At 63.1% G+C, this 24,386-nt stretch carries 23 protein-coding genes; 5 read left to right on the forward strand and 18 right to left on the reverse strand.

Annotation, left to right across the window (positions count from 1 at the left end; genetic code table 11):
- Window positions 1–2: 2 nt before the first annotated feature.
- On the reverse strand, window positions 3–2,477 hold the full coding sequence (locus YU3_RS0110625; protein WP_027166220.1) for a ComEC/Rec2 family competence protein: 2,475 nt from the start codon (window positions 2,475–2,477) through the stop codon (window positions 3–5).
- Window positions 2,478–2,578: 101 nt separating this feature from the next.
- On the opposite strand from YU3_RS0110625, the gene gltX reads away from it, so the two are divergent.
- Complete coding sequence (gene gltX, locus YU3_RS0110630) at window positions 2,579–4,003, forward strand: glutamate--tRNA ligase (RefSeq protein WP_027166221.1); 1,425 nt, start codon at window positions 2,579–2,581, stop codon at window positions 4,001–4,003.
- Between the two features lie 184 nt (window positions 4,004–4,187).
- Complete coding sequence (gene gltA, locus YU3_RS0110635; protein WP_036258282.1) at window positions 4,188–5,516, forward strand: citrate synthase; 1,329 nt, start codon at window positions 4,188–4,190, stop codon at window positions 5,514–5,516.
- Between the two features lie 51 nt (window positions 5,517–5,567).
- Here the strand turns inward: gltA and lpxB are convergent, their stop codons facing one another.
- From lpxB to YU3_RS0110700, 13 genes are all read right to left on the reverse strand, one after another.
- Complete coding sequence (gene lpxB / locus YU3_RS0110640) at window positions 5,568–6,752, reverse strand: lipid-A-disaccharide synthase (RefSeq protein ID WP_027166223.1); 1,185 nt, start codon at window positions 6,750–6,752, stop codon at window positions 5,568–5,570.
- A complete protein-coding gene (gene lpxI, locus YU3_RS0110645) occupies window positions 6,742–7,659 on the reverse strand; it encodes a UDP-2,3-diacylglucosamine diphosphatase LpxI (protein WP_027166224.1) in 918 nt (305 codons plus the stop codon). Before lpxI ends, lpxB begins: the two co-directional genes overlap by 11 nt.
- Complete coding sequence (lpxA, locus tag YU3_RS0110650) at window positions 7,646–8,482, reverse strand: acyl-ACP--UDP-N-acetylglucosamine O-acyltransferase (protein WP_027166225.1); 837 nt, start codon at window positions 8,480–8,482, stop codon at window positions 7,646–7,648. The genes lpxI and lpxA overlap by 14 nt, the downstream gene beginning before the upstream one ends.
- A 15-nt stretch (window positions 8,483–8,497) precedes the next feature.
- Window positions 8,498–8,959 (reverse strand): 3-hydroxyacyl-ACP dehydratase FabZ, encoded by a 462-nt coding sequence (fabZ, locus tag YU3_RS0110655; protein ID WP_027166226.1) that lies wholly within the window; start codon window positions 8,957–8,959, stop codon window positions 8,498–8,500.
- On the reverse strand, window positions 8,952–10,007 hold the full coding sequence (gene lpxD / locus YU3_RS0110660; RefSeq protein WP_027166227.1) for a UDP-3-O-(3-hydroxymyristoyl)glucosamine N-acyltransferase: 1,056 nt from the start codon (window positions 10,005–10,007) through the stop codon (window positions 8,952–8,954). The genes fabZ and lpxD overlap by 8 nt, the downstream gene beginning before the upstream one ends.
- Before the next feature lie 78 nt (window positions 10,008–10,085).
- Complete coding sequence (bamA, locus tag YU3_RS0110665; RefSeq protein ID WP_027166228.1) at window positions 10,086–12,443, reverse strand: outer membrane protein assembly factor BamA; 2,358 nt, start codon at window positions 12,441–12,443, stop codon at window positions 10,086–10,088.
- Between the two features lie 218 nt (window positions 12,444–12,661).
- The gene (rseP, locus tag YU3_RS0110670) at window positions 12,662–13,804 is read right to left on the reverse strand and encodes an RIP metalloprotease RseP (protein WP_027166229.1); all 1,143 of its coding nucleotides are present in this window, start codon (window positions 13,802–13,804) and stop codon (window positions 12,662–12,664) included.
- Between the two features lie 102 nt (window positions 13,805–13,906).
- On the reverse strand, window positions 13,907–14,722 hold the full coding sequence (locus YU3_RS0110675) for a phosphatidate cytidylyltransferase (protein ID WP_027166230.1): 816 nt from the start codon (window positions 14,720–14,722) through the stop codon (window positions 13,907–13,909).
- A 12-nt stretch (window positions 14,723–14,734) separates the two neighbouring features.
- Window positions 14,735–15,454: an isoprenyl transferase gene (locus YU3_RS0110680; RefSeq protein ID WP_027166231.1), complete on the reverse strand. Its 720-nt coding sequence runs from the start codon at window positions 15,452–15,454 to the stop codon at window positions 14,735–14,737.
- A 30-nt stretch (window positions 15,455–15,484) separates the two neighbouring features.
- Window positions 15,485–16,039 carry a ribosome recycling factor gene (frr, locus tag YU3_RS0110685; protein WP_084508049.1) on the reverse strand — a complete coding sequence of 185 codons (555 nt, stop codon included), beginning with the start codon at window positions 16,037–16,039 and terminating at the stop codon, window positions 15,485–15,487.
- A 90-nt stretch (window positions 16,040–16,129) separates the two neighbouring features.
- A complete protein-coding gene (gene pyrH / locus YU3_RS0110690; protein ID WP_027166233.1) occupies window positions 16,130–16,852 on the reverse strand; it encodes a UMP kinase in 723 nt (240 codons plus the stop codon).
- 149 nt (window positions 16,853–17,001) lie between these two features.
- Window positions 17,002–18,111, reverse strand: a complete 1,110-nt coding sequence (locus YU3_RS0110695) for an aldo/keto reductase (RefSeq protein WP_027166234.1) — start codon at window positions 18,109–18,111, stop codon at window positions 17,002–17,004.
- 37 nt (window positions 18,112–18,148) lie between these two features.
- Entirely contained in the window at window positions 18,149–18,676 is a 528-nt protein-coding gene (locus YU3_RS0110700; protein ID WP_027166235.1) for a nuclear transport factor 2 family protein, read from the reverse strand.
- 112 nt (window positions 18,677–18,788) lie between these two features.
- On the opposite strand from YU3_RS0110700, the gene YU3_RS0110705 reads away from it, so the two are divergent.
- Window positions 18,789–19,715, forward strand: a complete 927-nt coding sequence (locus YU3_RS0110705) for a LysR family transcriptional regulator (RefSeq protein ID WP_027166236.1) — start codon at window positions 18,789–18,791, stop codon at window positions 19,713–19,715.
- A 27-nt stretch (window positions 19,716–19,742) separates the two neighbouring features.
- On the opposite strand, the gene tsf is transcribed toward YU3_RS0110705, so the two are convergent.
- The 4 genes from tsf to YU3_RS0110725 all read right to left on the reverse strand — a co-directional run bounded on the left by tsf (window position 19,743) and on the right by YU3_RS0110725 (window position 22,945).
- The gene (gene tsf, locus YU3_RS0110710) at window positions 19,743–20,663 is read right to left on the reverse strand and encodes a translation elongation factor Ts (protein WP_027166237.1); all 921 of its coding nucleotides are present in this window, start codon (window positions 20,661–20,663) and stop codon (window positions 19,743–19,745) included.
- Window positions 20,664–20,781: 118 nt separating this feature from the next.
- Complete coding sequence (gene rpsB, locus YU3_RS0110715) at window positions 20,782–21,561, reverse strand: 30S ribosomal protein S2 (RefSeq protein WP_027166238.1); 780 nt, start codon at window positions 21,559–21,561, stop codon at window positions 20,782–20,784.
- Window positions 21,562–21,753: 192 nt separating this feature from the next.
- On the reverse strand, window positions 21,754–22,032 hold the full coding sequence (locus YU3_RS0110720) for a DUF4031 domain-containing protein (RefSeq protein ID WP_027166239.1): 279 nt from the start codon (window positions 22,030–22,032) through the stop codon (window positions 21,754–21,756).
- Window positions 22,033–22,114: 82 nt separating this feature from the next.
- Window positions 22,115–22,945: a cell envelope integrity EipB family protein gene (locus tag YU3_RS0110725; protein ID WP_027166240.1), complete on the reverse strand. Its 831-nt coding sequence runs from the start codon at window positions 22,943–22,945 to the stop codon at window positions 22,115–22,117.
- 139 nt (window positions 22,946–23,084) lie between these two features.
- Here YU3_RS0110725 and YU3_RS0110730 point away from each other — a divergent pair, with 139 nt between their 5' ends.
- Window positions 23,085–23,549 (forward strand): RidA family protein, encoded by a 465-nt coding sequence (locus tag YU3_RS0110730; RefSeq protein WP_027166241.1) that lies wholly within the window; start codon window positions 23,085–23,087, stop codon window positions 23,547–23,549.
- A gap of 8 nt (window positions 23,550–23,557) precedes the next feature.
- The gene (locus tag YU3_RS0110735; protein WP_027166242.1) at window positions 23,558–24,286 is read left to right on the forward strand and encodes a glycerophosphodiester phosphodiesterase; all 729 of its coding nucleotides are present in this window, start codon (window positions 23,558–23,560) and stop codon (window positions 24,284–24,286) included.
- Window positions 24,287–24,386: the final 100 nt, after the last annotated feature.

Genomic DNA, 24,386 nt, shown 5'->3' on the forward strand with positions numbered 1-24,386 from the left:
ATCTATTGGGCTGGTGGCGAAGACTTCGCTTCCGTCCTCCCGGGCTTTTTGTAAGGCGGCAGGCCCCTCGCCTCGCGGGTGTATTTCCGTTGTTCGTGCCAGGGCCGGTATGGCTTTTCGACCGCGTAGCGGACGTTTGGCCGCGCGGTTGCCGATTGCGGGTCGAAGAAGACGGCCGCACTGCCGTCACGCGCCAGCTGGCGCTTGGTGACGACAAGCACACGCGGATCGCGGCAGGGATTGTAGGCTGTGGCGTCGTTGATGACGATGAGGTCGGCAAAGCCGCAGGCCGGCCGGGCGCTGTCACGGTTTTCGGCGAGAGCGACGATTGCGCCGGAAGGATGCCGGCCGATGCACAGGTCGCCGGTGCAGTAAAAGGGCGAGCCAGGCGGCAGGTCGACGGGATCGGCGATGTCGAGAGCGTCTTTGGAAAATGTCTCCGGCGGCACGATTGCTTCGGCCTTCAGCGCCCGCTTCCAATTGTCCGTGGTGAACTCATTGGAGCGTGCGCGGTTGACGGCAAGCTCGCCGCCGCCGATCGGCATCGCCACCAGATGCGCATCCTCCGAGATAAGCACGTCCGGCGTTCGGACATGCGGGATGACCAGCAGGGCAGCGAGCGCGAACGGCATGGCTGCCAATCTGAGCCAGGTGGTGGCCATGGTCGCGATGACCAGCGCGATCGTCGCCAGCAGCACCGACTGGATCGAGATCAACCCGACGGCATCGACCGGTGAGCGCTCGGAGATCCACGCCGAAATGGCGATCATCGCCGTCAGGCCCTTGCCCATCACATAGAGAAAAGGACCGTCGAAGCCGAAGGGCATGGCCAGCGCGCTCAATACGGCGAACGGCATGACGACCAGCGAGACGATCGGCATGACCGCCAGATTGGCCAGCAGGCTGAGCGGTGACACTCGCTGGAAGTGCCAGATCGCGAACAGCAATGTCGCGCTGCCCGCGATGAGCGATGTTATGGCGGCGGCGCCCGCACCAACCGCCAGTTTCCGCGATATGAACCCGAGGAACGAACGCTTTACCGGCGGCGCGGTCGTTTTGCCGGCGCGATAGTCGGCGAAGCCGGCATAGGCACCGACGAGCGCCGCTGTGGCGGCAAAAGACATCTGGAAGCTCGGACCGACCACCTCGTGCGGCGAGACCAGGATGACGGCGATGGCCGAGATCGCCAGGTTGCGCATCGTCAGCGCCGCGCGGTCGAAGAGCACGGCGACCAGCATGACCGCCAGCATGATAAAGCTTCGCTCGGCTGCCACCACGATGCCGGAGATTACCAGGTAAGCGGCGATCGACACCAGCGCGATTCCAGCGGCATATTTCTTCACCGGCCGGCGCGACGAGAAATCCGGAAACAGCGCGAAGGCGCCGCGCAGCAGGACCATGATCGTGCCGGCGACCAGCGCCATGTGCAGGCCGGAGATCGAGATGATGTGATAGATGCCAGTGCGTCGCATCGACTCGTTGATTTCCTCCGGAATGCCGGCGCGCACGCCGACGATAAGTGCCGCTGCAATCTCACCTTCGGAACCACCGATGGCATCCCTGATGTGGTCGGCGATCCCTTCACGCGCGTTTTCTATGGCCGATGCGATGCGCGCGCCGAACGGCGCCCTTGTTGGCGCAATCGAGGTCGGCGCAATCAGCTTTGGATCGCCCAGGAAAAAGCCGCTGCCGCCGATGCCGGTGAAATAGCTGTCGAAGGAGAAATCGTAGCTGTCAGGCCGGACCGGGCCTGTCGCCGGCAGCAGCTTGGCGTAGCCGGTCAGCATCGACCCCGCCGTCATGTCGGGCGGGATCCTGTGCGCCGACAGCCTGATGCGAGCTGGCGCATAGCGCAGCGTCGGATGTGCCGTGGACATGAGATCTATGGTCAGTCGGACACGGCCATTGGCCATCGCCTCGGCGGTGACAAGGCGGCCCGTCAGCCGCGTCTGGATTTCGGACCCCAGCATCGGCGTCGCCATCCGCCAGGTCTCCACCTTGGCCGCGAGAAAGCCCAGGGCACACAAAAGGGTTGCCATGAAGACAAGGTGCGTTCTCTGCCGGGAACGAGAGATCGCCGCGCAGACAGTCATCAGAGCCACCGCCGCAAGCGGCCTGTAGAGATCGGGCTCGGTGCTCAGCGAGAAGTAGTAGATGACGCCCGCGGCCAGGAACACCGGCACCAGCAGGAAGCCGACGCCGCGGTCGAGCTCAGTGGCGGCGGCGACGGCAATGCTCCGGTACAGCGCCGAAAGCGAAGCGCGCCCAAGCTGTTTGCGGATTCGGCCGATGGTGGCCGTTGGCAAGGCTGGCTCTAGTGCACCACCGCCGGGTGGCGAAAGTTCGGCTGGTGCACGCGGTTGCGGAAGCTGGAATGGCACTGCCTCCGTGGGCGTGACATGGGCAAACATCAGGCGTTCGCTGACGCCAGCTGTCGTTGTCTCGCCCTCCTCCGCACCACGGCCAGGTCCAGCCATCGGGTCTGCCCCTTGCGCCCCAGACCGCCTATGCTACATGAACGCCAACTGCGCGAAAGCCCGCGCAAAATATGCCGTTCCAGCGCAAGCCTGAGAGTCCCATGTCCGACAAGGTCGTCACCCGTTTTGCCCCCTCGCCGACAGGCTACCTGCATATCGGCGGCGCGCGCACAGCGCTGTTCAACTGGCTTTATGCCAAGCATACCGGCGGCACGATGCTGCTGCGCATCGAGGACACCGATCGTGAGCGCTCCACCGAGGCCGCAACCGCCGCCATTCTCGACGGGCTGACCTGGCTTGGCCTCTCCTGGGACGGCGAAGCCGTCTCGCAGTTCGAGCGCGCGCTGCGTCACCGCGAAGTGGCCGAAGAGCTCGTGCGCATCGGCAAGGCCTACTACAGCTACGAGACGCCGGCAGAGCTCGAGGCAATGCGCGAGGCAGCCAGAGCCAAGGGCCTGCCCCCGCGCTACAACGGCCAGTGGCGCGACCGCGATCCCTCCGAGGCGCCCGCGGGCGTCAAGGGCGCGATCCGCATCAAGGCGCCGACCGAGGGCGAGACGGTCGTGCACGATCGCGTGCAGGGCGAGGTGCGCTTTCCCAACAAGGATCTCGACGACTTCATCATCCTGCGCTCGGACGGCAACCCGACCTACATGCATGCCGTCGTCGTCGACGACCACGACATGGGCGTCACCCACATCATCCGCGGCGACGACCACCTGACCAACGCTGCCCGCCAGACGGTGATCTACAACGCCATGGGCTGGGACGTGCCATCGATGTCGCATATCCCGCTGATCCATGGCGCCGACGGCGCCAAGCTGTCGAAACGGCACGGTGCGCTCGGCGTCGAGGCCTATCGCGCTATGGGCTATCTGCCGGAGGCGCTGCTCAACTATCTGGCCAGGCTCGGCTGGAGCCATGGCGACGACGAGGTGATGTCGATCAAGGATATGATCGCCTGGTTCGACATCGGCGACGTCAACAAGGGCGCGGCCCGCTTCGACTTCGCCAAGCTCGAGGCGCTGAACGGCGTCCATATGCGCAAGATGGACGATCAGGCGCTGTTCGATATCTTCGTCGCCACCTTGCCCTATCTCGAAGGCGGCCCCGCACTTGCGGCAAAGCTCGATGACAGGCGAAAGGCGCAGTTGCTTGCGGCCATGCCCGGCCTCAAGGAGCGGGCCAAGACTCTTGTGGAATTGGTCGACGGCGCGGCTTTCCTGTTTGTCGAGCGGCCATTGCCGCTGGACGAGAAGGCAGCGGGCTTGCTCAACGCGGATGCGCGCGTGATTTTGCGCGGCGCGCATGGCGCATTGTCTTCTGTCCAGGGCGAGTGGAGCGCCGCTTCGGCGGAGGCTTCGATCCGCGAGTTTGCCGAAGCCGGTGGGCACAAGCTCGGCGCCGTGGCCCAACCGCTGAGAGCCGCGCTGACCGGCCGCAGCACCTCGCCCGGCGTGTTCGACGTGCTTGCCGTGCTGGGCCGTCAGGAAAGCCTGGCGCGCATTGCAGATCAAATCGATTAGGAGCGAACTGGCCCAAGAAGATTGGCATTGAAAGGTGTGTTTCGCAGTGCAACATTAGGTCTTGGCCCAATCTGGCACGCACCTCCTAAAAATGCGGTGGCGAGTTCGCGCATTCCGGTGACTTCGACGCGTGTCGTTTGCAGGAATTGCCTTGCCGGCATGAGGATACAAAAGGAGTTTGAGAATGAGCGAAGCTGCGACAAAACTGGAACCGGGCAGCAAAACGCGCGAGTCGACCGCCAGGCTCGAACTCGCCGGTAAGACGCATGAATTGAAGGTGCGAAGCGGGACGGTCGGGCCGGACGTCATCGACATCGGTTCGCTCTACAGCACCACCGGCGCCTTCACTTATGATCCGGGCTTCACCTCAACTGCCAGTTGCGAGTCGGGGATCACCTTCATCGACGGCGATGCCGGCATCCTGCTGCACCGTGGCTTCCCGATCGACCAGCTCGCCGAGCACGGCGACTTCCTCGAGGTCTGCTATCTCCTGCTCTACGGCGAGTTGCCGACCAAGGCCCAGAAGGACGACTTTGATTATCGCGTGACCCGCCACACGATGGTGCATGAGCAGATGTCGCGCTTCTTCACCGGCTTCCGCCGCGACGCGCATCCGATGGCGGTCATGTGCGGCGTGGTCGGCGCGCTGTCGGCCTTCTATCACGACTCCACCGACATCTCGGACCCGTACCAGCGCATGGTCGCCTCGATGCGCCTGATCGCCAAGATGCCGACGATCGCGGCGATGGCCTACAAGTACCATATCGGCCAGCCCTTCATTTACCCGAAGAACGATCTCGGCTTCGCCGCCAACTTCCTGCACATGTGCTTTGCCGTGCCCTGCGAGGAGTACAAGATCAATCCGGTGCTGGCGCGTGCCATGGACCGCATCTTCATCCTGCACGCCGACCACGAGCAGAACGCTTCGACCTCGACCGTTCGCCTTGCGGGCTCTTCCGGAGCCAACCCCTTCGCCTGCATCGCCGCAGGCATCGCCTGCCTGTGGGGTCCGGCGCATGGCGGCGCCAACGAGGCGGCGCTGAACATGCTGGGTGAGATTGGCCATGTCGATCATATCCCCGAGTTCATTGCCCGCGCCAAGGACAAGAACGACCCGTTCCGCCTGATGGGCTTCGGCCACCGCGTCTACAAGAACTACGATCCGCGCGCCAAGATCATGCAGAAGACCGCGCATGAGGTGCTGGGCGAGCTCGGCATCAAGGACGACCCGCTGCTCGACATCGCGATGGAGCTGGAGAAGATCGCGCTCACCGACGAGTATTTCATCGAAAAGAAGCTCTACCCGAACGTCGACTTCTATTCCGGCATCACGCTGAAGGCGCTGGGCTTCCCCACCACAATGTTCACAGTCCTCTTCGCGGTCGCGCGCACCGTCGGCTGGATCGCCCAGTGGAAGGAAATGATCGAGGATCCGCACCAGAAGATCGGCCGCCCGCGCCAGCTCTATACCGGCGCCACGGAACGCGACTACGTGCCGATTGCGAAAAGGTAAGTAAGTAGAGAATGGTGAGTAGTGATGAGGGCGAATAGCTTCGCGCACTCACTACTCACTACTCACTACTCCCCTTCTGATACACCCAATCACCACCTCCGCAGCGATCTCGCCTGAAGGCCTTTCGGTCGCCATGCGCGTCGCCACTTCGGCAAAGCCGTCCTTTTGCCAGGCGCGATAGGCCGTGTCGGCAAACAGCGCCTCGAGCTGCCTCGCCAGATAGTGCGACCGCACATATTGGTTGTAGCTTTCCGGCACGACAGGCCGATCGGCGATGAGATTGGGCAGGGCGGCGCTCCATACCGTGATCAGGCGCTGGGCCATCTGCATGACCGGATCGAATTTGTAGCACGAGATCATTGGCACGCCCGAAAGCGCCAGCTCGAGCGACACGGTTCCCGATGCGATCAACGCCGCATCGGCCTTGCCGAAGGCCTGCCATTTGCGCTCGGGTTCGACGATGATCTCCGGCTTTTCATCCCAGCGTGCAACCGAGGCCCTAACCAGATCGACGACATGCGGCACCGTCGGCAAAAGCAAACGCAACCGGTGTCCGCGCGCGCGCAAGGCCGACACCGTATCGCCGAACGGAACGACAAGCCGGCTTACCTCGCCACGGCGCGAGCCGGGCAGCACCAGAAGCGTCTTGACGCGGTCTTCGGAGAGGTCGCGCGGCTGGCTCTGCGCCTTGGCGGCGCCAAGCACGCCCGGATCCTGCGTCAACCGGTGGCCGACATAGGTGCCCGGCGGTCCGCCAAGGCGAGCAAGCGCCTTCACCTCGAATGGCAGGATACACAGAATGTGGTCGACATAGGGTTTCATCGCCACCGCCCTGCCCGGCCGCCAAGCCCATACGCTCGGGCAGACATAGTGGACGATCGGAATGGCCGGTGCTGTTGCGCGAACCTTCTTCGCCACGCGCAGCGAAAAATCCGGGCTATCGATGGTAACCAGGCAATCGGGCCGCTCGGCCGCGATCATCGCCGCCGTCTGGCTGATGCGGCGCATCAGCCGCGGCAGGTCGCGCAGCACCGCGCTGAAGCCCATCAGCGCGATCTCGCTGCCGTCGAACAACGGCGTCAGCCCCAGCTGCTGCAGATGCCGACCGCCGATGCCGACGAGCTCAACCTTGCGGCCGGTCGTGCGCTCGAGCGCCCGCACGATGTCGGCGCCGAGCAGATCGCCGGACTCCTCGCCGGCGACGATCGCGAGCTTGAGCGGCTTGTCAGCGACCATGAGCCGGCTCCCCATTGGCCAGCTCCGTTGCAGGCAGACCGACGACGAACAGGCCAAGCGCGTTCGCGCGCGCAAGCGTGGTCGGGCCTTCAAGAATCAGCGAACGGCCGGCCTCGACGGCTATGCCGGCAAGGCCTGCCGCATGCGCGGCCTCGATCGTCTGCGGACCGATCGAGGGCAAGTCGGCGCGCAATTCCTGGCCCGGCTTGGCGCATTTGACCAGCACGCCGCGCGCTTTGCCGGCCAACCTGCCATGGCCGCGCAATTCCCGCATCCTGTCGAGCAGGCCGGCGGTGCCTTCAATGCCTTCCAGCGCGACGGCCCGACCTCCGATCGCAATCGCCGCCTGGCCGATATCGAGCGCGCCAATAGCCTTGGCCGCCTTTCGGGCGGCCTCAATGTCGCGCCAGTCAGACTGATTTGGTCCGGCCGTCGTCAATTGACCTTCGCCGGCTGTCAGTTCCGGAACGACGTCATGCGCGCCGACGACCTTGAAGCCGCGCGTTTCGAAGATTCGGGTCAACACCTTCAGCAGACCATCGTCGCCGCGTCGCAATGCTCTAGCCAAGGAGGGAATTATCGCCAGCAGGCCAAGTGTCGGCCTTATCTTGCTCAGCCGCGGCCTGCGCTTGATCTCGCCGGCAAGAACAAGGTGCGTGATGCCCTTGCGTCTCAACAATGGAAACAGCAACCCGATGTCTTCGAGCGCGAGTCTTTCCTGATCGTAGGCCGCAAAGTCCGCCTCGCGGTCGACCTCACCCGCGGCGATGATGATGAAGGGTGCAAAACCATGCTTGACCAGACCATCGGCGACTTCGACGGGCAGGCTTCCGCCGCCGGCAATGATGCCGACCCTGGAGCCCGGCGCGAGTGCAAGCCCTGCTTCGGCGGGCTTAGCCCTCGTCATCGCCATTATCATCGTCGCCGCCACCCGTGAGCGATGGGACGGCAAAGTGCCGCTTGCCGCGACTGGTAATGAAATCGATGATCTTCATGGCCGTTGGCGACTCGGCGAATTCGGCCTTGGCGAGTTCCACATTCTCGCCCACGGTGCGGGAACGATCGAAAATCGCCCGATAAGCTTTGCGCAGCAGATAGATTTCGGAACGCGGCAGGCCGGAGCGCTTGAGGCCAATGATGTTCAAGCCGCGCAGGCTGGCTCGGTTGCCGACCGCGATGGCGTAGGGGATGACATCTCCAACGAAAGCCGAGCACCCGCCAAGAAAGGCATTGTCGCCGACGCGCACGAATTGATGAACGGCGCTCAGGCCGCCGATATAGACGTTGTCGCCTATCTCGCAATGGCCGCCGAGCGTCGCGCCATTGGCGAAAGTGGCGTTCTTGCCGACCACGCAATCATGGGCGATGTGGGCGTAGGCGAGGAAATTGCCGTTGTCGCCGACAGTGGTCTCGCCACGGCTGGAATCGGTGCCGACATGCATGGTGACGCCTTCGCGCAGCGTGCAGTTCTCACCGATGACCAGGGTGGTGCGCCCGCCCTTGTGCTTGGTGTTCTGCGGCGGCGCGCCGAGCGTCGCCATCGGATAGACCTTTGTCCCGGCCCCGATGGTTGTTGCGCCCATCACCGACACATGGCTGACCAGCTCGACACGGTCGCCGATGATTGAATCGGCGCTGATATGGCAGAAGGGTCCGATGCGGACGCCTTCGCCGATCTGGGCTCCCTCTTCGACGACCGAGGAAGGGTGGATGAATGTCTCGACTTTCATGAGCATTTCGAACCGTCAGCCGGTAACCATCATGGCCGAAACCTCGGCTTCGGCGGCTTTCGCGCCGTCAACCATCGCCTCGCAGGCGAATTTCAGCAGGTTGCCGCGTTTCTTGATCTTTTTGACATGGATCCTGAGCTGATCGCCTGGAACCACCGGTTTGCGGAATTTCGCATTGTCGATGGTCATGAAATAAACCAGCGAGGGCTTTTCCGTGTTGAGGCTGCGAATGCAGATCGCGCCGGCGGTCTGGGCCATGGCCTCGATGATCAACACTCCGGGCATCACCGGCTGCTGGGGAAAATGACCCTGGAAATGCGGCTCGTTGATGGTCACGTTCTTGATGCCGACAGCGGATTCGTCGCCGTCGATGTCGATAATGCGATCGATCAGCAGGAACGGATAGCGGTGCGGCAGGAGCTTCATCAGCCCCATGATGTCGACCGCCTCTAGTGTCGTTGCCACCATGTCAGCCATTTCCGTCGCCTTGCTTGCGCGTCCTGGCCATCCTGCGCAGCATTGCTATCTCGCGCATGGCCTCGGCCATCGGCTGTGCCGGATAACCTCCCCATATCTCGCCTGCCGGCACGTTGTTCATGAATCCACTTCTCGCAGCAAGCTTGGCTCCCGGCCCGATGGTCAGATGATCGGCGAGGCCGACACCGCCGCCCATGGTGACGTTGTCACCGACGACGACGGAACCGGAAATACCCGAAAGCCCTGCTATAATGCAATTGCGGCCGATGCGAACATTGTGGGCGATCTGCACCAGATTGTCGATCTTGGTGCCCTGGCCGATGATGGTATCGGACATCGCGCCGCGGTCGACGGTCGAATTGGAGCCGACCTCGACATCGTCCTGAATGATGACGCGGCCGATCTGCGGCACGCGTTCAGGTCCCTTGGCGCCGCCCACGAAGCCGAAACCGTCCTGGCCGATCCTGGCACCGCCATGGATGATGACGCGGTTGCCGATAAGCGCGTATTGGATGCTGGCGCCGGGGCCTATGAAGCCGTCACGGCCGATCTGACAGGAACGGCCGACAACGGCGTGGGGCGCAATGACCGTGCCGCTGCCGATAGCCACACCGGGACCGATCACGGCACCCGCCTCTACAATCGCTCCTTCCTCGACATGCGCGGATGGATCGACAAACGCATGCGCCGAGATGCCGGTTTCCCCGGTCATCGGCCCCGGGGTCGCGGCGTGCGGAAACAACAGGCGCCCGACCATCGCGAAAGCCTGTTGCGGGCGCGGATGCATCAGCACCGCAATGCCTGGCGGCGCCTTGCTGGCAAAATCGGCAGGACACAGGACCGCGGCCGCCTTGAGCGACGGCATGAGCGCGAAATTGCGCTTGCCGTCGACAAAGACGAGCGCGCCGTCGCCACCCTCATTGGCAGGAGCCAGCGCCTCGATGGCAATTTCGCCCTGAGCGGAATCGACCAGGCTGGCGCCGGTCAGATTCGCGACCTCGCTAGCCGTGTACCGGCGTGAAGGCGCGAAGAACACCGGATCGGTCATTCCAGAAGCAATATCCAGCTGGGTCGGATCAGTCTAGTCCGGGCCGTCATGCGGCCCGGAACCATCGCGACCGCAAAATTAGAAGCGCGTCGCGATACCGAAGTTGAATTCCTGCACATCGTCGGTCGATTCTTTCTTGACCGGGATCGCGTAGTCGATGCGGATCGGGCCGAACGGCGAAGCCCACATCAGGCCGATACCGACCGAGGCGCGAAGCTTCATATCGGTCGATTCTTGTGCAACGGAGGTAATCTTGGTTCCGTAAAGGGTCGCAGCATCGGCAAAGACGGCGCCGCGCAAGCCAAAGCTTTCCGGAATAACCGGCAGCGGGAATTGAGCTTCGGCCGAAGCATTGAAATATGTAGTGCCGCCGAGATGGTCGCCCGTAAGCGGATCCACAGGGCCGATACCACCATACTCGAAGCCGCGGATCATGCGATCGTTGCTTTGGAACTGGTCGAAGATACGCAAGCCATTGTCGCCGTAGCCTGCAATATAGCCAGCACCGCCCGAGACGAGACCGACAAGGTCAAGCTGCTCTGACAATGTTTGATAGACGCTTGCCCGGCCAGTCACCTTCACCCACTTGGCATCGCCGCCGAGACCGGCAAACTCTGTCGCGCCGGTAATGTAAAGACCCTCATGCGGGTTCTTCATGTCGTCGATGGTGTTGTAGGTCAGGCCAAGGCTGACCGACGACTTCAACCACGCACCCTGATCGATGGCATCTACAATGGCCTGCGAAAGGTTGCAGTCGCCCTCAACACCGTCATTGTTGTCGTCGCAGTTGTCGAACTTATACTTCTCTTGCGAGATATTGTACGCCAGCTGCGTCGAGATGCTGTCGGTGATCGGCAGGCCGAATCGGATCGTCGCGCCCGTCGTGTCCGTGTCATAGTGATCGTATTCGCGGGTCGACTTGTAGATGTCGAAGCCTGCGGCGATGCGCCGGCCGAGGAAGTACGGCTCGGTGAAGGAAAGGGCGTAGTCGCGCGAATGCCTGCCGCCGCCGGCCGACACCTTGATGTACTGGCCGCGACCGAGGAAGTTGCGTTCGGTGATCGAGCCTTCAATGGACGGTCCGGGCGTGTCGCCGCCGGTCGAATAGCCGGCGCCGACCGAGAATTCGCCGGTCGACTTCTCAACCACGGTGACCACGAGCACCACCTGGTCGGGAGCCGAGCCCGGAACCGTCGAGATGTCGACAGACTGGAAGTAATCAAGGCTTTCCAGCCGCTTCTTCGCGCGCTGGATGAGGACCTGGTTGAAGGCGTCGCCTTCGCTGACATCGAACTCGCGCCGGATGACATAGTCGCGCGTGCGGTCATTGCCGCGGATTTCGATGCGCTCGACATAGGCCTTGGTGCCTTGGTCGATGGTGTAGACGACCGAAATGGTGTGGTTCTCGAAATTGCGATCGCCGCGCGGCGTCACCTGGGCGAAGGCATAGCCCGAGCCCGCGACCTTCTCGGTCAAGCCGACAATCGAATCCTCGACATCCTTGGCGTTGTAGACGTCGCCCTTGTGGGTTTCGACCGTGGATTCCAGCGCCTTCGAGTCGACCTCGGGGATGGTGCTTTCCACGCTTACGTCGCCGAATGTGTAGCGGTCGCCTTCCTGCACGGTGATGGTGACCGTGTATTTGTTGGTCGTGTCGTCGAGCTCGCCGACGGCCGAGACGACCTGGAAGTCGGCATAGCCGTGATTGTAGTAGAAGCGGCGCAGCAGCTCCTGGTCGGCGCGCAGCTTGTCCTCGTCATAGACGTCGTCACGCAGCACGAAGGACAGCCAGGACGAACGCTTGGTGTTGATGACATCCGACAGGCGGCGGCTGGAATAGGCGTGGTTGCCGACGAAATTGATTGCCGCGATCTGGGTGCGGCCGCCTTCGTTGATGTTGAAGACCACGTTCACGCGGTTGTCGCCGAGATCCATGATCTGCGTGGTCACGGCGGCGTCGTCACGGCCAATGCGCTTGTAGGCGGCCTTGACCGCCTCGACGTCGGCGTCGAGCGCCTGCTGCGAGAAGGTCGCGCGCGGCTTCAGCTGGATAGCGGCCTGGAGCGCGTTGTCCTTCAGCTTCTTGTTGCCCTGGAACAGGACCTGGTTGACGACCTTGTATTCGGAAACCTTGACCACCAGGCTCGAACCGACCTGGTTGATCTGAACGTCCGAGAACAGCCCGGTGCCGAACAGCGCCTTGACGGCGTCGTCGATATCGGAGCTGGAGAAGGGCTTGCCCGGCTTGATTGCGATGTAATTGCGGATGGTCTCCGCATCGACCCGCTGGTTGCCGCTGACCTCGACACGCGAAATGACCGCGGCCTCGGCCACCGACGTGGCAGCGAACTGCACTGCGAGCGCGCCTGGCACGACCAGAGCGGCGGACAAAGCCGCCGCGGAAGCGGCGCTCAGAAACTTGGATGCTGCCTTCATCGGGCTTTTGTACCTTTTTCTCGTAGTCCCCACGGCGAGAAAACCGGACGTGCGGTATTTTCCCTTACCGTATTAACCGGATTTTCCCTACACGCAAGGCTCCCGGTTAATTTGTATTTACTTAACCGTACCGCGTGGCTTTCGCGTCACGCATATCCCCACGCATGGTAAACGGCATCTCAATGCAACCGGCGCTGAAGCCAAATTTCTTCATGATTTCAGCACCCAAACAGATCGTTCCAAAAAACGAAGCCCATGAACCCGAGAACCAGGAACAATCCGGTCCGATAGGCCATCTCCATCGTCCGCTCCGAAACGGGCCGCCTTATGACGGCCTCCACGCCGTAGAACAACAGGTGGCCGCCGTCGAGAGGGGGAATCGGCAGAAGATTGAGAAATCCTATTCCGACTGACAGAAATGCAACAAGCTGCACCAGCCATTCGAAGCCGAGCTTGGCCGCCTGCCCCGACATCTTCGCGATCTTGATCGGACCGCCCAGCTGGCATTTGTCCTCCCGCCCAAGCGCAAAGCGCTGCAGGAACTGGCCGGTACGCTGGATCACGTGCCCGGTTTCCTCGACCGCCGCCACCACGGCGCCCGCCGGCGTATAGGAGATCAGACGCGGCTGGCCGAGCTCGGCGTTGTTGACGACCCCGATAACCGCCACCTTGACCTTGTTGCCCAGCGCATCCTGCTGCTCCATGGGCTCCGGCGTCGCCGTGACGGCGATTTCCTTGCCGTCGCGCAACATGGTGAAGGTGATGGCGTCGCCTGCCCGGCCTGAAACCAGCCGCTGCACGTCGGCGAAGGTCTCTACCTTGCTGCCGTCGACCTTGACGAATCGGTCGCCCGGCTGGATTCCGGCTTTCTCCGCCGGGCTGCCCGCGGTGACCTCGGCCACCGTCGGCTCCAGGACCGGACGGCCATAGAGGGAAAACAGCACCGCAAACACGGCAATGGTCAGCAGGAAATTGAACAGCGGCCCGGCAACGACGGTAGCGGCGCGCTTCCAGATCGGCTGCGTGTGGAAGGCGACCTCGCGCTCGGCTTCGGTCAGTGATTCGATCTCTTCGGTGCTCGGCTGGCTCGACGTCGCATTCATGTCGCCGACGAATTTGACATAGCCTCCAAGCGGAATGGCGCAAAGTTTCCAGCGCGTCCCGCGGCGGTCGTAAAAGCCGAATATCTCGGGGCCGAAGCCGATGGAAAAGGCCTTGACGCCGATGCCGCACCAGCGGCCGACGAGATAGTGGCCCATCTCGTGGACGAACACGACCACGGTCAGCACGAACAGGAACGGCACGAGCGTACCAAGGACGAAGCCTTGCGTGCTGAAGACCGTGTGAAAGATGTCGTTCAAGTCATGCCCTCAAATTCGCCCGCGCGACACTCCGCCGCGACTGTGGCATCAATCCGGGCGAATCCGTGGCGCGCGCCGTTTTTCGCCTTGCCGCAACGTCGTTCAGTTCGGAAACAGCCCCAATGCCGGATGCTCGGCGCCCGCCGCGATCCAGCCAATGACGTACAGCGCGAACGCGGCCGCGACAAGCCCGTCGACCCTGTCCATGACGCCGCCATGGCCGGGAATGAGGTTGCTCGAATCCTTGGCACCGTGCCGGCGCTTGACCCAGGATTCGAACAGATCGCCGATCTGCGAAACGATCGAGAGCGCGAGCGCGACGAGGCCGAGCTGGACGAGATTGCCGGCGCCGGCCGCAATTGCCAGCAGCAGCCCGGCGACGACGCCGCCGGCCGCGCCGCCCAACGCGCCGCTCTGCGTCTTGCCGGGCGAGATCGACGGCGCGAGCTTCGGGCCGCCGACCGCGCGGCCGACGAAATAGGCCGCTATGTCGGTTGCCCAGACCACGGCGAACAGAAACAGAATCGCAATCAGGCCGGAATGGTTGCCGCCACGCAGATAAGCGAGCGAAAAGCCGGAAAGAGCCGCATAGGCCAGGCCGGACGCTTCCCACAACGCTGCCCCCTTGATGCGAGCGGCGACCGCCGCGACCGCTACAAGGATCGCGATAAGGAGCAGCAGCCACAAGGCCGGCAGGCCGCCGATCAGCGCGCCGATGAAGACCAGAATCAGCGCCTCAGGCAGGAAGCCGAGCGCCACGCCGTTCCCGGGGCGCGACATGCGCGTCCATTCATAGAAGATCAGCGCCGCGATTCCCGCGCAGAACAATCGGAACGGCAATCCGCCGAGCCAGGTGAGCGCAAGGGTCAGAGCCGCCATCACGATTGCCGAGATGACGCGCTGCTGGAGATTGCTCATGCGTGGCGGCGCCTAAAGCGCGACATCGCGGGCGGCAAGCCCGCCGAAGCGTCGTTCACGGCCGGCAAAGTCGCGCAAGGCATCGGCCAGATGCTCGCGGCTGAAGTCCGGCCAATAGCAAGGCAGGAAGACAAGCTCGCTATAGGCGGCCTGCCAAAGAAGGAAGTTCGATAGCCTGAGCTCGCCGCTGGTCCGGATCACCAGTTCGGGATCGGGAATGCCCTGGGTGTCGAGCGACGCGGCGAAGCTTTCCGCCGTGATCGCGTCGCTGGCCATGTCGCCGCGTGCGACGGCCTCCGCCAGCTTGCGCGCGGTGCGCACGATCTCGTCACGGCCGCCATAGTTGAAGGCGATGACCAGCGTCAGCGCCTCGTTGCCGGCGGTGAGCGATTCGGCCTCCTGCAGCAGCCCTCTGATATCGGGCTGCAATCCCTGCTTGTCGCCGATCACCTTCACCCGCACGCCATTCTGATGCAGTTCGGCAAGATCGCGGCGGATGAACAGCTTCAACAGGCCCATAAGATCGCTGACCTCGGATTTCGGCCGCGACCAGTTCTCCGAGGAAAAGGCGTAGACGGTCAGGTAGGAGACGCCGAGTTCGGGCGCCGCGCGGACCGTCTTGCGCAGGGCTTCGACGCCTGCGCGATGGCCGGCAAGGCGCGGCAGGCCTCGCGCCTTGGCCCAGCGTCCGTTTCCATCCATGATGATCGCGACATGCGCGGGCGTTGCCATGGTCTCGCTTTCGAGCCGGAAAACCCGACCCTAAACCTGCATGATTTCAGCTTCCTTATCGGAAAGCAGGTGATCGATCGTGCTGATCGTCTCGTCCGTCAGCTTCTGAACCTGGTCGGACCGCTTGCGGTGATCGTCCTCGCTGATGGTGCCGTCCTTTTCAGCTTTCTTGAGGAAATCCATGCCGTCGCGCCGGACGTGGCGGGCCGCGACGCGGGCGTTCTCGGCATAGCCATGCGATATCTTGACCAGTTCCTTGCGGCGCTGCTCGTTGAGCTCGGGCAGCGGAATCCTGAGATTGGTGCCGTCGACGATCGGGTTGAAGCCGAGATTGGCTTCGCGGATGGCGCGGTCGACCGCGCTGACCATGGACTTGTCCCAGACCGACACCGAAATCATGCGCGGCTCCGGCACCGTCACATTGGCGACCTGGTTGATCGGCATCGCCGTGCCATAGGCCTGCACCTGGACGGCATCGAGCAGGTTGCTGGAGGCCCGGCCGGTGCGCAGCGAAGCCAGATCGTGCTTGAAGGCGGCGATCGCCCCGTCCATGCGTCGCTTCAGGTCTTCGTACTCGCCACTCATGATCATCTCCTCGACCCGTTCGCCGGGTTCGCTGATTGTGTCGCGGTCCCGTCCGCGGTTCCGTAGTCGTTTTGCGGATCCGGGCCCCGATTATTTGTCCGCGACGACCGTGCAATGGCCGCCGCCCCTCAGAATATCGCCGAAACCACCTTTTTCGTGGATCGAATAGACGATTATCGGAATGTTGTTTTCGCGCGCAAGTGCAATCGCGGCTGTATCCATGATCGCAAGCCCGCGATTGATGACTTCCGCGTGGCTGATGCGTTCGAAGCGGACCGCATTCGGGTCTTTCTTGGGATCGGCCGAATAGACCCCGTCGACCTGCGTGCCTTTGAACAGCGCATCGGCGCCAATCTCCGCGGCGCGAAGGGCCGCGGCCGAATCGGTGGTGAAGAACGGATTGCCGGTGCCGCCGGCGAAGATGACCACCTTGCCCTGGTTCATATAGGCGGTCGCCTGGCGTTGGGAAAAGCTCTCGCAGAGCTCCGGCATGGCGATCGCCGAAAGCACGACCGCGTCGACGCCGATCTTGTTCAGCGAGGTGCGCAGCGCCAGCGAGTTGATGACGGTGGCGAGCATGCCCATGTGATCGCCGGTAACGCGGTCGCCGCCCTTGGAGGCAACGGCGACGCCGCGGAAGATGTTGCCGCCGCCGATGACGACGCCGACTTCGACGCCCAGCGCGCGGGCCTCGGCAATGTCGGCTGCGATACGGTCGACCACCGAGACGTCGATGCCGAAATGCTGCTCGCCCATCAACGCTTCGCCGGAAGCTTTCAGCACGACACGTCGATAGAGGGGCTTCACCGTCATCTGGGTCCTCGAATATCTCGGCGCGGCAATTTTGGAGGCAAAACCGCCCCCGCTTCATCCGGCGATGCTGTCATGACGGGTTGACCCGATACACGAAGGGCGCGGCGATGTCACGCCGCGCCCTCGTGCAAAATCCCAGGCTTTTTCGGTCAGCGGCTGGAGATGCTGACCGCCTCGCCTTCGATCACGACGGCAGGCGAATAACCGGCCGGCTTATCGCCGGTCACTGTACCGCCAGCCACCCGGACCTGAATCTCCGGCCCGAAGAACGAATGCGGGAACGGCGGCGGAACGCTGCTGACGGAAGCGAGCCGTTGACGGAGCTCGGGAGGAATAGAGAAATCCAGCGCGGCGAGATTATCCTGCAACTGGGCGAGTTTTGTCGCACCCAAGATTACCGCAGCGATCCCGGGCTGTGTGGCCACCCAGTTGAGCGCGACCTGGGCCATGCCGCGGCCAAGATCGGCGGCCACTCTTTCGAGTTCGGCCACGATCGCCCAGTTGCGGTCGCTGAACTTCTGGAAACCAGGATGCGTGGTGTTGCGAAAGCTGTCGAGCCGGCCGGCATGTCCAGCCTGTGTCGGCCGGTATTTGCCGCTGAGCAGGCCGTTTGCCAGCGGGCTCCACGCCATAATACCGGCGCCGTGGTGCGTGCCGAACGGGACGAATTCGTGCTCGATGGAGCGCTCGGCCAGTGAATATTCGAGCTGCAGGGCCGAGATCGGCTCATAGCCGCGCAGTTCAGCGATCGCTTGCGCCCGACCTGCGTACCAGGCCGGCACGTCGGAGAGGCCGATATGAAGCACCTTGCCCGCGCGCACCAGGTCGTCGAGCGTGCGCAGAACTTCCTCGGCCGGCGTCAGCCTGTCCCAGACATGCAGGAAATAGAGGTCGATATAGTCGGTTCCGAGCCGCTTCAGCGAAGCATCGACGGCGCGTATGATGTTCTTGCGGCCATTGCCGCCGGCATTCGGATTGCCCAGTTCTGAATTGAAGGTGAATTTGGTGGCGATCACCGCCTTGTCGCGCAACCCGCGCTCGGCGACGAATTCGCCAAGCCAGGTCTCGGCGGTGCCACCTGTGTAGAGATCGGCGGTGTCGAAGAAATTGCCGCCTGCCTCGACATAAGCGTCGAACATTGCGCGGGCTGTTTCCTTGTCCGCACCCCAGCCCAATTCGGTGCCAAAGGTCATCGTGCCCAGCGCCAGCCTGCTTACCCGCAGGCCGCTGTTGCCGAGATTGTAGTAGTTCATTGTCATGACATCGTCCTTTCCCGATCTTGACTCGTGCCGGCGTTCAATGGCCCGGAGTGGCCTTGACCCATGGGTTGCCGCGCTCATGCGTCATGCGGAATGTGAAGCCGTCGACCTTCCAGCCGGCAGCCGAACGCGTCAGGTGGTGCTCATAGGTGCCCCAGACTTCCCAGAGCGGGTCGCCATTGCCTTCCATCCGGTTCCAGGCATAGCCGTTCGACAGAACAATAGCGCCGTCGCCGTCGATTTCGACGTGATGATTGGTGCGCAGATGCAGACTGGTCTTGCCGCCCTTGAGATTGGCCGCCCAGGCGCCGATCAGGTCGTCGGAGGCGATGTTGGCCGCGGGTTGGCCGGACAGGCTGCTGAAATCGGCGGTGACGCGCTCGGCGAAATAGCCGCGGGCCAGCTTCCAGTCCTGCGCGTCGACGGCGCGGTCGATGGCGTCCGCGATCCGGATGACGGCGCGCTCGTCGGCAAGGGCCTGCCAGCCGGCCGGTTCGGCACCGCCGGCATCGACCGGCGCCAGCGCCAGTCCTGCCGCAAAAGTTAGATGTCTCAACGCGTTCATCTCGTCTCTCCTTGAGCTTCAGCTCCGCCGATATGTTGACCGCAATGTGGACCAGCTCACCGGCATCGATAAGATTGCATTGTTCGCAAAGACTGTGCGATATCGCTCATGAATGGACCGCGATCTGCTCACGCATCTGCCAGTCATCGTCGCCGTGGCGCGGCGTGGCGGCTTTGCGCTCGCCGCGGCCGAGCTCGGCATGAGCCCGTCTGCCGTCAGCCATGCCGTGCGGCTGGTGGAAGAGCGTATCGGCCAGCCGCTTTTCGCGCGCACGACGCGCAGCGTTTCACTGACAGAAGCCGGCAAGGCGCTGGTGGAGACGGCGGCCCCTGCCCTGCAGGACATTGCCGAGCGGATGGACCGCATCCGCGGCATCAAGGGCCGGCCGTCCGGCCTGCTCAGGATCAACGCCTCCAACATCGCGATCCCCCTGGCGGTCACGCCTGTCGTGGCGGCCATGGCCGAGCGCTATCCCGATGTGACGGTCGAGGTTTTCGCCGAGCAGGGACTGGTCGACATCGTCGGCGAAGGTTTTGATGCCGGCATCAGGCTGGGCGAAATGATCGCACAGGACATGATCACGGTCAGGATGACGCCGCCGTTCAAGGCCGTGATCGTCGCTTCGCCCGCTTACATCGGAAAGCGCGGACGTCCACGCAACCTGGCCGACCTCGCGAACCACAATTGCATCGGCTACCGGCTTGTCCGCGCCGGCGGTCTCTATCGCTGGGATCTGCACGAGGACGGCAAGGATATCGTCATCGAGACGCGCGGCACGGCCGTCGTCACCGATTCGCTTGGCGCCATTGACCTTGCGCTGGCCGGTGTCGGGCTCGCTTATGTGTTCGAGCCGCTGGTACGCGCCGATCTCGCCGCCGGGCGTCTGGTCCAGATCCTGCCGAAGACGGCGATCGAGGAGCCGGGCCTCTTCCTCTACTTCCCGCGCCGCGCGTCGATGGCGCCGAAGCTCAGGGCCTTCATCGATACCGCACAAGAAATCGGCCGGGCATCCATGCGGACACCCGACCGAGTCGCCTGAGCTCTGTAGCCTTGCTTTTGCTTCGGGCTATTTCTTGACTGCCGCCGCGACTTCCGCCGCGAAATCGGTCGTTTCCTTTTCGATGCCTTCGCCGAGCGCGAAGCGCAGGTAGGCGCTGATCTTGGCCGGAGCGCCGATCTCCTTCTCGGCATCCTTCAGCGCCTTCTCGACGGTGATGTCGGGATTGAGCACGAAGGCCTGCTTCAAAAGCACCACCTCTTCGTAGAACTTGCGCAGGCGGCCCTCGACCATCTTCTCGATGATCGCCTCCGGCTTGCCGGTCTGGCGCGCCTGGTCGGCGAAGATCGCCTTCTCGCGCTCGACCGCTGCCGGATCGAGCTCTTCCGTGGTCAGCGCCATCGGGTTGGTGGCGGCGACATGCATGGCGACCTGACGGCCAAAGGCGTTCGCCGCATGCTCGTTGCCGGTGGTCTCGATCGCGACCAGAACGCCGAGCTTGCCGAGGCCGTCGGCGACGGCGTTGTGGACATAAGTCGCCACCGCGCCGTGCGGCACGGTGAGCTTGGCCGAGCGGCGGAAGCCCATGTTCTCGCCAATCGTGCCGACCGCGTCCTTGATGGTGTCGGTGACCGACTTGTCGGAGCCCGGATACTTGGCCGCGGCAACAGCCTCGGTCGAGCCATAGGCGAGCGCGACCTTGGCGACGTTGGCGACGATTTCCTGGAAGGCGGCATTGCGGGCCACGAAGTCGGTCTCGGAATTGACCTCGACGACAGCGGCTTCACGAACGCCGGAATCGACGCCGATCAAGCCCTCGGCGGCAGTGCGGCCGGCCTTCTTGTCGGCCTTCGAGATACCCTTCTTGCGCAGCCAGTCGACGGCCGCTTCCATGTCGCCGTTGGTTTCGTTCAACGCCGCCTTGCAGTCCATCATGCCCGCGCCGGTCAAGTCGCGGAGTTCTTTGACCTGTGCAGCCGAAATGCTCATTGTCGCCTCTTTGTTTCAAATGCGCCGACGCACCATCGGGACTCGATGATGCGCTCGGCAGAAGCGCTTTAGCGCGCCAATTTATTGGAAAGATGAAGGCCGGTACCGGCCTTCCTTATCAAGCTTCCGGAGCTTCAGGGGCCGGGGTGTCGAGCGCCGGCTCGACCGGAGCCTCGGCCGAAGCGCCGATGTCGACGCCGAGCGCGCCCTGCTGGCGGGCGATGCCGTCGATGGCCGCCTTGGCGATCAGATCGCAATAGAGCTGGATGGCGCGGGCCGCGTCGTCGTTGCCGGGGATCGGGAAGTCGATCTTGTCCGGATCGCAGTTCGAATCGATGATGGCCACGACCGGAATGCCGAGACGCTTGGCCTCGAGGATCGCGATCGCTTCCTTATTGGTGTCGATCACGAACATCAGGTCCGGCGTCGAGCCCATGTCCTTGATGCCGCCCAGCGCCTTGTTGAGCTTCTCGCGCTCGCGGTCGAGGTTCAGGCGCTCCTTCTTGGTGAGGCCCTGGGCCTCGCCGGAGAGCGTCTCGTCGAGCTTGCGCAGGCGCTGGATCGAGTTCGAGATCGTCTTCCAGTTGGTGAGCATGCCGCCCAGCCAACGCGAGTTGACATAGTACTGGGCCGAGCGCTGCGCGGCGTCGGCAACGATGTCGGACGCCTGGCGCTTGGTGCCGACGAACAGCACGCGGCCGCCCTTGGCAACGGTGTCGGACACCTGCTTCAGAGCCTGGTGCAGCAGCGGCACCGTCTGCGACAGGTCGACGATGTGGATGTTGTTGCGGGCGCCATAGATGTAGGGCGCCATCTTCGGGTTCCAGCGGTGGGTCTGGTGGCCGAAGTGAACACCAGCTTCCAAAAGCTGGCGCATGCTGAAATCTGGCAGAGCCATTCTTTAGTTCCTTTCCGGTTGGCCTCCACGGACACAGGCATTTCGGACTTATGTCCTGATGCCACCGGAGGTTTCAGCCGGATTTCTCCCGGGCAGACACCAAAGTCCGTGTGTGGAATGAGCGCGCATATAGAGGGGAAGTCTCATAAACGCAAGCCGGGAAAACGCTTCAGCGTGCGGCGATCCGCGCGGTCAGCGTTTTATCTTGCCGTTCGGGACCCTGACGCGGCGAAAGACCGCGACGATTTCCTCGCGGCTGCATTCGATGGCGCCGAGCCGAACCGCCCGGTCGCGCTCGAAGCCGGTGATATCGTAATGCGGCGCCGATGTCTTGGGCGGTCCTTCGTAGGAGGAGCGCTTGAGGCCAAGCTCGGCGGCGAAGCGATGCAGCTCATCGGTGTCGTCGGCCAGCAGATGGCACCAGCGGTGGCCGGCCCATTTCCAGATCGCCGCATCGACATAGACCGCCATCAGGCGCACCGCACTCCATGATTCCCTCACATGGCGTGTCGCGGCCAGGCTCGCAACCCGGCCGCTTGCCGTCAGAGCGTTGCTACTTCGAAGCCGGGCAAGGCTTGGTCTGATCGAACAGCGACAGGTTGACCAGCTTGCCGGTCATCGAGAAGTCGCCATAGTCCATGACGAGGTCGCGGGTGATGCCGTTCTCGTGCAGCTTGAAGCTGATCCGGTATTCCGGCACCTCCTCGCCACCTTTGCCGGTATCGTCGAAATAGGCGATGTCGACCGGCCAGTATTTGTCGGAAGCGAGCTTGGCCAGCGCCGGCGCTTCCGGATCCGTCTTTTCCGCATCCGTCTTCTTGCCGACGATGACGGTGGTGGTCATCACCTTGTTGGCGTCCTCGGAGCCATCGAACAAATTGGTCTGGTAGAAATTCTCGCCCTTCTCGGCCTTGCCGATCAGCTCGACCAGATGCTGGGTCGGGAACTGCGTGGCCGCGAGCTCGAGGCTGCCCTTCTCGGGCTTGTCGATATCGACCTTGAGGCCCTTCGGTTCCCTGGTGGCCATGCCTTTCACCTCCTTGTCGAGGTTCTGGTCGACGAAGGATTTCGTCACGAAGGAAAAGGTCTTGCCTTCGGCGTCCTCGAAAGTCGTCGTCTGCTGGTCGGTCAGCCTGGTGTTGTCATTGGTGGCGATCTGGGTGACGAAACGGAACTTGACCGTATAGCCTTCACAGGCCGAGCCATTGAACTCATAGACCATGCGGCCGGTGATGCCGGTAATGCCCGAGCGGTCGGAGGCCTTGCTGAGCGTGAGATCGTAGACGGCGCGGTGCGCCTGCAGCGCGGGCACCGCAAGGGCGGGCGCCATCGGGAGTGCCGCCGAAAGACAAGCGGCGGCTAGAAAAAGGCGCGTTGCGCGCATGCGTTGCTCCGATCGTCGCGGCCGCGAGGCAGACCGCAGGGAAAGATGGTCCAGCTTAAAAAAAGTCGTGGCGGAAGCGAGGCAAAAATAGCAATTTCGGCCCGGCCAACGCGGCGCCTTCCAGCAATAGGGAAAACCAATGAGCGAAACAATCGAAAAGCGGCTAAGCGATCTTGGCGTCACCATTCCGGCCGCCGCCGCGCCCGCCGCCAATTATGTGCCCTATTGCCGGACCGGCAACACGCTGTTCACTGCCGGCCAGCTGCCGCTGAAGGACGGCAAGCTGCAGGCAAGCGGGCTGCTCGGCCGCGACATCGACACCACCGCCGGCAAGGAAGGTGCTAAATTCTGCGCCATCAACATCCTGGCGCAGGCCAAGGCGGCGCTGGGCGATCTCGAAAAGATCCGCCGCCTGGTCAAGATCACCGTCTTCGTCGCCTCCGCGCCTGACTTCGTCGAGCAGCATCTTGTCGCCAACGGCGCCTCCGACTTCCTGGTCGCAGCCCTCGGCGAACGCGGCAAGCACGCCCGCTCCGCCGTCGGCACCGCCTCGCTGCCGCTCAACGCAGCGGTCGAGATCGAAGCGATCTTCGAAGTCGAGTGAGGCTTGAGATGACCGACCTGTCCTGGCTGATTGCGCGGCCTGTTGCGCATCGCGGCTTCCACGACATGAACAAGACGCGTTGGGAAAACACGCTGTCGGCCTTCGCCGCGGCGGCCGAGCGCGGCTATGCCATCGAATGCGACGTGCATATCTCGTCCGACGGCATCCCGGTCATCATCCATGACGGCGACCTGAAGCGGCTGACCGGGCATGACGGATTTGTCTGGCAACGCAGCGCGGCCGAGCTGGCGACCCTCAAGATCGGCGGCACCGAAGACCATCTGCCGACGCTCAAGGAAGCGCTCGACCTGATCGATGGCCGCGTGCCGCTGGTGGTGGAGCTGAAAGGCGTTCCCGGACATGACGCAGGCCTTGTGGCAAGCGTGGGCAGATTGCTCAAGCGCTATCAGGGCAAGGTCGCGATCATGTCGTTCGATCACTGGCTGATCCGCGATTTCGCCAAGGACGCGCCGGGCATACCGGGCGGGCTGACCGCTTACGGCAAGGAGAACCAGCTTATCGAGGCGCATTTTTCCATGCTTGCGCACGACCTCGCCTTCACGTCCTATGCCGCCGGCGACCTGCCGAACCCCTTCGTCAGCTTCGTGCGCGAAAAGCTGAAAATGCCCGTCATAACCTGGACCGTGCATGACCAGCCGGCGGTCGACCTCACCTTCAAATATGCCGACCAGATGACCTTCGAGGGTTTCGAACCCGAGCCGGTGAAGGTTGCCTAGAGCCGGATGATTTCAGGCCGTTTCGACCTGAAATCTGATCCCCCACTAAATCAATCTAGAGAGAGAGCATGATCCGGCCCGAAACCGCTTCGCACTTTTC

Origin of the sequence: Mesorhizobium sp. WSM3224 (assembly GCF_000427725.1) — a bacterium.
Classification (GTDB): Bacteria; Pseudomonadota; Alphaproteobacteria; order Rhizobiales; family Rhizobiaceae; genus Mesorhizobium.

Excerpts from the sequence above, each read along its gene's own strand:
- YU3_RS0110705 (WP_027166236.1), top strand. The coding sequence starts at position 18,789 with ATGGACCGCGATCTGCTCACGCATCTGCCAGTCATCGTCGCCGTGGCG.
- gltA (WP_036258282.1), top strand. The coding sequence starts at position 4,188 with ATGAGCGAAGCTGCGACAAAACTGGAACCGGGCAGCAAAACGCGCGAG.
- rpsB (WP_027166238.1), bottom strand. The coding sequence starts at position 21,561 with ATGGCTCTGCCAGATTTCAGCATGCGCCAGCTTTTGGAAGCTGGTGTT.
- gltX (WP_027166221.1), top strand. The coding sequence starts at position 2,579 with ATGTCCGACAAGGTCGTCACCCGTTTTGCCCCCTCGCCGACAGGCTAC.
- frr (WP_084508049.1), bottom strand. The coding sequence starts at position 16,039 with ATGAGTGGCGAGTACGAAGACCTGAAGCGACGCATGGACGGGGCGATC.
- YU3_RS0110695 (WP_027166234.1), bottom strand. The coding sequence starts at position 18,111 with ATGACAATGAACTACTACAATCTCGGCAACAGCGGCCTGCGGGTAAGC.
- YU3_RS0110730 (WP_027166241.1), top strand. The coding sequence starts at position 23,085 with ATGAGCGAAACAATCGAAAAGCGGCTAAGCGATCTTGGCGTCACCATT.
- YU3_RS0110725 (WP_027166240.1), bottom strand. The coding sequence starts at position 22,945 with ATGCGCGCAACGCGCCTTTTTCTAGCCGCCGCTTGTCTTTCGGCGGCA.
- bamA (WP_027166228.1), bottom strand. The coding sequence starts at position 12,443 with ATGAAGGCAGCATCCAAGTTTCTGAGCGCCGCTTCCGCGGCGGCTTTG.
- YU3_RS0110735 (WP_027166242.1), top strand. The coding sequence starts at position 23,558 with ATGACCGACCTGTCCTGGCTGATTGCGCGGCCTGTTGCGCATCGCGGC.
- pyrH (WP_027166233.1), bottom strand. The coding sequence starts at position 16,852 with ATGACGGTGAAGCCCCTCTATCGACGTGTCGTGCTGAAAGCTTCCGGC.
- YU3_RS0110720 (WP_027166239.1), bottom strand. The coding sequence starts at position 22,032 with ATGGCGGTCTATGTCGATGCGGCGATCTGGAAATGGGCCGGCCACCGC.
- lpxA (WP_027166225.1), bottom strand. The coding sequence starts at position 8,482 with ATGAAAGTCGAGACATTCATCCACCCTTCCTCGGTCGTCGAAGAGGGA.
- YU3_RS0110675 (WP_027166230.1), bottom strand. The coding sequence starts at position 14,722 with ATGAGCAATCTCCAGCAGCGCGTCATCTCGGCAATCGTGATGGCGGCT.
- fabZ (WP_027166226.1), bottom strand. The coding sequence starts at position 8,959 with ATGGCTGACATGGTGGCAACGACACTAGAGGCGGTCGACATCATGGGG.
- lpxI (WP_027166224.1), bottom strand. The coding sequence starts at position 7,659 with ATGACGAGGGCTAAGCCCGCCGAAGCAGGGCTTGCACTCGCGCCGGGC.
- lpxB (WP_027166223.1), bottom strand. The coding sequence starts at position 6,752 with ATGGTCGCTGACAAGCCGCTCAAGCTCGCGATCGTCGCCGGCGAGGAG.
- YU3_RS0110680 (WP_027166231.1), bottom strand. The coding sequence starts at position 15,454 with ATGGCAACGCCCGCGCATGTCGCGATCATCATGGATGGAAACGGACGC.
- tsf (WP_027166237.1), bottom strand. The coding sequence starts at position 20,663 with ATGAGCATTTCGGCTGCACAGGTCAAAGAACTCCGCGACTTGACCGGC.
- YU3_RS0110700 (WP_027166235.1), bottom strand. The coding sequence starts at position 18,676 with ATGAACGCGTTGAGACATCTAACTTTTGCGGCAGGACTGGCGCTGGCG.
- lpxD (WP_027166227.1), bottom strand. The coding sequence starts at position 10,007 with ATGACCGATCCGGTGTTCTTCGCGCCTTCACGCCGGTACACGGCTAGC.
- YU3_RS0110625 (WP_027166220.1), bottom strand. The coding sequence starts at position 2,477 with ATGGCTGGACCTGGCCGTGGTGCGGAGGAGGGCGAGACAACGACAGCT.